This is a genomic window from Candidatus Eisenbacteria bacterium (assembly GCA_035577985.1).
Taxonomy (GTDB): domain Bacteria; phylum Desulfobacterota; class Binatia; order DP-6; family DP-6; genus DATJZY01.
Genome location: DATJZY010000030.1, coordinates 41,741 through 49,624 on the forward strand (window position 1 = coordinate 41,741; position 7,884 = coordinate 49,624).

The window sequence follows — 7,884 nt, forward strand, 5'->3', positions numbered from 1 at the left end:
CGCGCTAGGGCCCGCCAATGCGAGCGGTCTGGATCCCGCGCCCCGGACCGCCAGAGGTTCTCGAGGTTCGCGAGGGTCCCGATCCGGTCCCGAAAGCCGACCAGGTGCTGGTTCGCGTCCGCGCCGCCGGCATCAACTTCGCGGACGTCGCGGCGCGGCTCGGCGTGTATCCGGACGCACCGCCGCCACCCTGCGTCGTCGGCTACGAGGTCGCGGGCGTCGTCGAGCAGGCGGGCCCCGACGTGCACACCGCCAAGGTCGGGGATCGCGTCTTCGCTCTCACGCGCTTCGGCGGCTACGCCGATGCGATCGCGGTGCCCGCGCCGCAGGTCTTCTCGATGCCGGCCGCCATGGCGTTCGAGGAGGCCGCGGCGATCCCGGTGAACTATCTCACGGCGATCCTCATGCTGCGCTACTTCGGCAACGTGAAGGAAGGCGAGCGCGTCCTCGTGCACGCCGCCGCTGGCGGCGTCGGCATGGCGGCGATCCAGCTCTGTCGCATCGCCGGCGCCGAAGTCATCGGGACGGCCTCGGCGGCGAAGCACGCCACCTTGAAGGAGATGGGTGTCGCGCATTGCATCGACTACCGCACCGAGGACTTCGAGCAGGGCGTGAAGCGCGTGACGGGCGGACGTGGCGTCGACATCGCGCTCGACGCGATCGGCGCGTTTCGCAAGAGCTATCGCTGCCTGGCGCCGCTCGGGCGGCTCGTCTGCTTCGGCCTCTCGCAGGCGTCGAGCGGCATGGCGCCGTCGCGCCTGCGGGCGCTGCTCGCCGTCGCGCAGCTCCCGTGGTTCCACCCGATCAAGCTCATGAACGACAACAAGGCCGTCATCGGCGTCAACCTCGGCCATCTCTGGGACCACATGGGCATGCTGCGCCGGGAGATGATCGGGCTGCTCGCCGACTACGACGCCGGCCGCATCAAGCCCATCGTCGGAAAGACCTTCCCGCTCGTCGACGCCGCCAAGGCGCATCGCTTCATGCAGGAGCGACAGAACGTCGGGAAGGTCGTCCTCACGTGCTGAGGTGGAGCGCGCGGGCGGGCGCGGTCGCCGTCGCCGTCGTCGTCGCCTTCGTGCTGCTGGCGCCGTTCGGCATGCGCCCCAACGCCGCGCACCTGCCGCTGACCGAGACGCCGGCCGACTACGGCCTGCGCTACGAAGCCGTGACGTTCGCGCCGCCCGACCGCCCGATCACGTTGCGCGGCTGGTGGATGCCGGTCGCGAACGCCCGCGCCGCCATGATCCTCGTACACGGCGGCGGCGACGACAACCGCACCCAGCCCTTCCAGAACGGGCTTGCGCTGGCGCGTGATCTCGCCGCCCACGGCTTCGGTGTGCTCGCCTTCGACCTGCGCAACTACGGCGAATCCGACACGACGCCCGAGGGCGTCACCTTCGGCGACCTCGAGGCGTACGACGTCGTCGGGGCGGTCGATCTGCTCGCCAGGATCGCACCCGGCCTGCCGGTCGTGGGGCTCGGCTGCTCGATGGGCGGCGCGACGCTCGTGCAAGCGGCCGCGCGCGATTCGCGCCTGCGCGTGCTCGTGACCGACAGCGTGTTCGCCGACGCCTGGGACGTCGCGCCGAGCTTCGTGCGAGCGTCGAGCAACCTGCCGGAATTCCTCGTGGGGCCCGTCCTGTGGAGCGCCGCGCACGTCCACGGCGTCGGGCTCGATCGCGGCAAGACGGTCGAAGCCGCCCGGCGCGTGACGCCGCGCCCGATCCTGCTGATCCACAACGAGGCCGATCCGATCGCCGCCCCGACCGAGAGCTGGGCGCTCGCCTCGGTGATGCCCCGCTCGGAGACGTGGATCACACCCGCCCCGCCCGCCGACCATCCCCTGCGGTGGCAGAACGGCCGATGGGGAACGCACTGCCAGTCGTACAAGCTCGATCCCGACGGCTACGTCACCCAGGTGACGGCGTTCCTCAACCGGGGGCTGGGGCCACCCACACGCTGAGCGATCCGGCGCGGCCGCGCACGTCGACGGTGCCGTGCGGGACGAGGCCCGTCGCCGCGTCGCCGGCGCGTCGCGCGCTCGCGACCAGCGCGTCGCTCGCCACCATCGCCACGCCGAGCGTGCGCGTGAGCTCCTGCAGCCGGCTCGCGACGTTCACCGTGTCGCCCACCACGGCGAACTCGAGGTGGCGCTCATCGCCGATGTCGCCCAGCACGACGGGGCCGTAGTGCGCCCCGATGCCGACGCGGATCGGCGCTTCGCCGCGGGCGCTGCGCTCGTGGCTCCACGCGTGCACGGCGTCGAGCATCGCCCGCGCGCACGCGAGCGCGCGCGCCGCGGCGTCGGCCGCGGGTCGCGGCGTCCCGAACGTCACCATGAGACCGTCGCCGAGATACTTGTCCACCGTACCGCCGTGCGCGAACACGGCGGCCACCATGCGCCGGTGGAAGTCGCGCAGGAGGCCGATCACCGCGTCGGGCGCGGCGGCCGATGCCAGGCCCGTGAAGCCGACGATGTCGACGAACAGCACCGCCACGTCCTGCTGCCGCGTCGTCCGCAGCGGGTCGTCCGAGAGCGCGAGCTCGTCGACCAGGTTCGGCGAGAAGTAGCGCGCCAGGTTCGCGCGGGCCCGCTCGGTCTCGACCTGGCGGGCGACCAGGCGGCGCGATCGCCGAACCACGATCGCGAGGCCGCCCGCGAGCACGAGCAGCAGCACCACGAGACGCCCCCACAGGCCCACGTCCACCCGATGCGGATCCAGGACGAAGGCCAGGACCTCCTCGGAGGTCATCGCCCGCCGGCGCGCCGCCGGCAGGTAGCCGACCGAGCCCGGCAGGGCGAGCAGCCGCAGGACACCGATCGACCACACGAGGGCGGCGGCAATCCCGCACCACAGCACGGCGAGCGGGCGGTATGAGAAGACCGTCGCCATGATGAGCAGGAACAGATACAGCTCGTTGCCGAAGCGCAGGCGCACCTGCGGCGGCAGGTCGTTCGGCTCGAGCGGGTTCGGGAGCAGGACCGCCAGCGTGAACAGGCCGACGTCGAGCAGCGGGAAGACGTAGAGCGGCCAGCTCCCGGCGACGCCGGCCCGGCGGAGCCAGAGCGGCACGAGCCCCAGGAGCGCGAAGGCGACCGCGATGCCGAAGTAGTAGAAGGCGCCCGGGTAGCGGTTTTCGATCAGCGTCCACGCCGCGATGACGGCGCAGCCGACGAGCCGGACGCGCACGGCCAGGCGCAGGCCGTCGAGCTCCTCCTCGGCGAAGGCGGCGGCGAGCCGTGCGTCCGGGGGCACCCGGCTCCGATACGCCCCTCGCTTTCGGTGGACAACCTTTGGAGATATTCTATGGGCACCCGGACGATGGATCAGGCCCCCCCAGCCCGCCGCACCCCACCGAGCAAGCGGCCGCTCATCATGGTCGTCGACGACGACGCCGACGTCCTCAAGATGTGCGACGCCGTACTCGAGCAGGCGGGCTTCGATCGCGCGCTCGCGAACTCGGGCGAGGAAGCGATCTCGCTCCTCGAGAAGGTCCGACCCGCGGTCATCGTCCTCGACCTCCGCATGCCCGGCATGGACGGCTGGTCGGTCGCGGCGCTGATCCGCAAGCACGAACGAACGGCACGCATCCCCATCCTGGCGCTCACGGGCATCATGGAGAACGTCGAGGACGCGGCGCGGCGCGCCGGCGCGACGGCGTTCATCCTGAAGCCGCTCGACGCGCGCCGCTTCGTCGCGGCCGTGAAGCGTCTCTGCCCCGCCTGACGGCGCAGGGCTCTACTAGGCCGAGGGCGTCGCGACGTCGACGGACGCGGCCGCCGGTGCGGCCGGAACGGAGTCCTTGCCGAAGGTGCGCTCCAGCATGCGGCGGACGCGCGCGACGAGCTCCTCGCGCTTGAAGGGCTTCACGACGTAGTCATCGGCGCCGGCGCCGAAGCCGGCGGTCACGTGCATCTCGTCGCCGTTGGCCGTCAGCATGAGGATCGGCACGAATGCCGTGCGCGCATCCGAGCGCAGCCGCCGGCAGACTTCGAAGCCGTCCATCACCGGCATCGAGACGTCGAGGACCACGACGTCGGGCCGGTGCTGCTCCGCCAGCTCGATGGCCTCGATGCCGTCCTGTGCCGTGACCACCTGCAGTCCGAGGTTCGCCGACTGCAGCACGATACGGACGATGTTGCGGATGTCGGCGTTGTCGTCGACGACGAGCGCCTTGAATGTCCGCATCGGGCTCGTCGCCAGGGGCACCGGGACGGCCTCCACGACGACGGACGCGGCCGTCGGCGCGGGCGGGCTCGTGGTGGTCTCGGGCGCGCCGGCCGCGGCGCCGCAGTGGGGACACTTCGACTGCCCTTCGGGGAACGTCTTCTGGCAGGCGCGGCACACCGACTCGCTGGCGGCGATCTGCACGACGCGGAGGATCTCTTCGCTGGTGGTGACGCCGCTCGTCAGCTTCTGGATCGCGTCGTCCGTGAGGGTGCTGTACCCCTCGACGCGCGCCTGCTGGCGCACCTGGCTCTCGAGCGCGCCGGCCTCGATCATCCGCGCGATCGTCCCGCCGATCGGCACGACCTCGTAGATGCCGACCCGGCTCGCGTAGCCGCTGTGCCGGCAGGCCCCGCAGCCCTCACCGCGCCGGTAGCCCGGGTGCTGCTTCGGCACGCGCAGCATCGCCGCCAGCTCGTCCGAGGCGTCGCAGCCGAGCGCACAGCTCTGGCAGACGCGGCGGGCGAGCCGCTGGGCCATGATCAGGTTGACCGACGACGCGATGACGTACGGCTCGATGCCGAGGTCGAGCAGCCGCGTGATGGTCGCCGCCGCGTCGTTCGTGTGCAGCGTCGAGAGCACGAGATGGCCCGTCTGCGCGGCCTGGAAGGCGACTCGGGCCGTCTCCTGGTCGCGGATCTCGCCGACCAGGATGACGTCCGGATCCTGGCGCAGCACCGAGCGGATGACGCTCGCGAACGTCAGGCCCTGCTTCTCGTTGATGTCGACCTGGTTGATGCCCTTCAGCTGGTACTCGACCGGGTTCTCGATCGTGATGATGTTCGTCGTCGTGGAGCGGATGGCGCGGATCAGCGCGTAGAGGGTCGTCGTCTTGCCGCTGCCCGTCGGCCCCGTGACCAGGATCATGCCCTGCGGCTTCGAGGACGCCTCGCGCAGGCGCTGCTGGTCCTGCGGCGCGAAGCCGAGCCGATCGAGGCTGATGAGCGCGCGCGCGGCATCGAGGATGCGCAGCGTGACCTTCTCGCCGTGCTGCATGGGCAGCGTCGAGACGCGGAAGTCGACCGTCCGATTCTGGTAGAGCACCTGGATGCGGCCGTCCTGGGGCACGCGCCGCTCCGTGATGTCCATCCGCGCGAGCACCTTCAGGCGCGCGACGAGCGGGTTCTGTACCCACTTCGGGAAGTGGAACCCCTCCTCGAGGATGCCGTCGATGCGGTAGCGGACCACGACGCCGTCGGCCATGGGCTCGACGTGCACGTCGCTGGCGCCGGCCTTCACGCCCTCGACGAATAGGAGGTCGGTCAACTTCACGACCGGTGGCAGCTCGGCGTCGGCGGCGAGCATGCGCATGTCCTTCCCGTCGTCCTGCAGCTCCGAGACGGCGATCTCGGGATCGGGAACGTTCTGGAGGAACTGCTCGAGCGACTCCTCCAGGCGGTAGGTGTGCGCGATCGCGTCGCGGACCTCGGTGCGACTCGCGAGCACGAACTGGACGCGCTTGCCGGTCGCGAACTCGACGGCCTTGATGGCCTCGAGATCGAGCGGATTCGCCGTCGCGACGTCGAGCCGGTTGCCGTCGACGCGCACCGGAACGATCTCGTAGCGCGTCGCGAGGCTCTCCTTCACGAGCCGGGTGACGGTCGGATCGAGCGTGCTGGCGACGAGGTCCACCAGGCGCAGTCGCAGGGCGGGGGCGAGCCGCTCGGCCAGCTCGCGGTCGTTCATGACGCCCTGGCGCTCGAGGGCCTCCGGCACCGCGAGTCCCTCGTTGCGGCAGAGCTCTTCGGCCTTGGCGGCGTGCTCGGCGGTCACCACGCTCTGGCGCACGAGAAAGCGCAGAAGCGCCTGCTGCCCGCTCGTCAACTCCGCCATGCGATATGCTCCATCCCCAATCTCGGCCGACTCGGGCCGGACCTTTAGCGCCCAGCGGGGGGGCGCAAAGCCACGTCCAGCACGAGCTTGACGGGTCCGGGGCCGAGTCGCTAGCAGCGCAACCGGTGGGCTACGAAGTCACTTTCCAGGACCTCGCCTACGCCCGCGTCGGCGACGTCTCGCTGCTGGCGCGCATCTACCGGCCGGCCAGGGCGGAGCCCTCGTTCGCGCTGGTCGACGTCCACGGCGGCGCCTGGTCGTACTTCGACCGCACCGTCGACGCCTACTTAGACCACGCGCTCGCGGCGTCGGGGCTGGTCGTGGTCGCGCTCGACTTCCGCATGGGTCCCGCCCACCCCTTCCCGGCCGCCGTGGCGGACGTCGTGGCGGGGATCCGGTGGACGAAGGCGCACGCCGCCGAGCTCGGGGCGCGACCGGATCGGGTCGGCGTCATCGGCGGCTCGAGCGGAGGCCACCTTGCGATGCTGGCGGCGCTCCGGCCCCGGGCGGCGGACTTCGGCGCGACACCGGTCGACGCGCCCGCCGGCGTCGATGCGCACGTGGCGTACGCCCTGCCCCTGTGGCCGATCCTCGATCCCCTGGCGCGCTACCGATACCTGCTCGGGCGGCGCGACGAGTCGCCGGAGTCGCGTCGCGAGCCGTTCTTCCAACCCGACCGGCTGATCGAGGCGCATGACGGGTTCTTCGGCGACGAGGCGACGATGCACCGCGCGAGCGCGCTCCGCGTGGTCGAGGACGGCGAGGCCGAGACGCTGCCGCCGATCTGGCTCGCGCACCCCGAGCTCGACGAGAACGTCACACTCGACATGAGCCGGCGGTTCGTCGACGCGTACCGTCGCGCCGGCGGTGCGGCGGAGCTGGAGGTGTTCCCCGGCCTCGGTCACAGCTTCGCGAATTTTCCGGGCGATCCGGCCGACCGTTGCATCGACCGGATGCGCGCGTTCATATCGAAGCAGCTCGCGACGGCGGGCTGAGCGATCCATGGCCACCTTCTTCGACCGCCTCGAACCGGAGCACGTCGCGTTCATCGAGCGACAGCTCCTCTTCTTCGTCTCGACCGCGACCGACGGCGCACACCCGAACGTGTCGCCCAAGGGCTACGATTCGATCGCGGTGCTCGCTCCCGACCGCCTGGCGTACGTCGACCTTCCTGGCAGCGGCAACCAGACGGCGACCCACGTCGCCGAGCACGGGCGCATCACCGTCATGTTCTGCAGCTTCGACTCGAAGCCCCTGATCCTGCGCATCTACGGCCGCGGCCGCGTGGTTGCGCGCCACACGCCCGAGTTCACGGCGCTCGCCGCCCGGCTCGGCGAACGGGTCGGACCGCACACGCGACAGCTGATCGACATCGCCATCGAGCGCGTGCAGTCCTCGTGCGGCTACGGCGTGCCGCTGCTCGAGCCCGTCGGCGAGCGCGACACGCTCCGCCGGTACTTCGACAAGCGGCACGCCGAGGTCGACTGGGAAGATTACCTCTCCGAGCGATCGAAGCCCCAGCCGCCCGTCGTCCGCCGGCGCTAGGAAGCCGAGGCCGTCATCGCGTCGCAACCCATCGCGCGCATTTCGTCTGCCGCGCCGGCTTCGCCGGCCGCGGCAGACCGGTCGCGCGTAGCACACACGCTGCACTCTCGCGTCCTCACCCGAGCCAAGACGTAGTCTTGGCTCGGACTCAAGCCTTCTGGACGTACTCCGCGACGTCGTAGCCCCAGGTGAGGCCGATGAAGCGGGGCATGTCCTCGCGGATGATGCGCTCGCCCTCGGGCGAGTCGAAGAAGCCGGTCCGCATCGCCTCCAC

Annotated in this window: 7 protein-coding genes; 5 read left to right on the forward strand and 2 right to left on the reverse strand. The window is 71.1% G+C overall.

Annotation, left to right across the window (positions count from 1 at the left end; translation table 11 throughout):
* Window positions 1-17 precede the first annotated feature (17 nt).
* Together VMS22_04750 and VMS22_04755 are read left to right on the forward strand one after the other, a co-directional pair.
* The gene (locus tag VMS22_04750) at window positions 18-1,028 is read left to right on the forward strand and encodes a zinc-binding dehydrogenase (GenBank protein HXJ33329.1); all 1,011 of its coding nucleotides are present in this window, start codon (window positions 18-20) and stop codon (window positions 1,026-1,028) included.
* A complete protein-coding gene (locus VMS22_04755) occupies window positions 1,022-1,966 on the forward strand; it encodes an alpha/beta fold hydrolase (GenBank protein ID HXJ33330.1) in 945 nt (314 codons plus the stop codon). Before VMS22_04750 ends, VMS22_04755 begins: the two co-directional genes overlap by 7 nt.
* Here VMS22_04755 and VMS22_04760 read toward each other — a convergent pair.
* A complete protein-coding gene (locus tag VMS22_04760) occupies window positions 1,935-3,260 on the reverse strand; it encodes an adenylate/guanylate cyclase domain-containing protein (protein HXJ33331.1) in 1,326 nt (441 codons plus the stop codon). The genes VMS22_04755 and VMS22_04760 overlap by 32 nt on opposite strands.
* 66 nt (window positions 3,261-3,326) lie before the next feature.
* Between VMS22_04760 and VMS22_04765 the strand changes: the two genes are divergently transcribed.
* Window positions 3,327-3,731: a response regulator gene (locus tag VMS22_04765; GenBank protein HXJ33332.1), complete on the forward strand. Its 405-nt coding sequence runs from the start codon at window positions 3,327-3,329 to the stop codon at window positions 3,729-3,731.
* 15 nt (window positions 3,732-3,746) lie between these two features.
* Here VMS22_04765 and VMS22_04770 read toward each other — a convergent pair whose 3' ends face one another.
* Complete coding sequence (locus tag VMS22_04770; protein ID HXJ33333.1) at window positions 3,747-6,065, reverse strand: ATPase, T2SS/T4P/T4SS family; 2,319 nt, start codon at window positions 6,063-6,065, stop codon at window positions 3,747-3,749.
* Window positions 6,066-6,190: 125 nt separating this feature from the next.
* On the opposite strand from VMS22_04770, the gene VMS22_04775 reads away from it, so the two are divergent.
* Entirely contained in the window at window positions 6,191-7,060 is an 870-nt protein-coding gene (locus VMS22_04775) for an alpha/beta hydrolase (protein HXJ33334.1), read from the forward strand.
* 7 nt (window positions 7,061-7,067) lie between these two features.
* Window positions 7,068-7,610: a pyridoxamine 5'-phosphate oxidase family protein gene (locus tag VMS22_04780; GenBank protein ID HXJ33335.1), complete on the forward strand. Its 543-nt coding sequence runs from the start codon at window positions 7,068-7,070 to the stop codon at window positions 7,608-7,610.
* Window positions 7,611-7,884 lie beyond the last annotated feature (274 nt).

Bases quoted from the DNA above. Each gene is read 5' to 3' on its own strand.
- VMS22_04750 (HXJ33329.1), top strand. From the start codon at position 18: ATGCGAGCGGTCTGGATCCCGCGCCCCGGACCGCCAGAGGTTCTCGAG.
- VMS22_04765 (HXJ33332.1), top strand. From the start codon at position 3,327: ATGGATCAGGCCCCCCCAGCCCGCCGCACCCCACCGAGCAAGCGGCCG.
- VMS22_04770 (HXJ33333.1), bottom strand. From the start codon at position 6,065: ATGGCGGAGTTGACGAGCGGGCAGCAGGCGCTTCTGCGCTTTCTCGTG.
- VMS22_04780 (HXJ33335.1), top strand. From the start codon at position 7,068: ATGGCCACCTTCTTCGACCGCCTCGAACCGGAGCACGTCGCGTTCATC.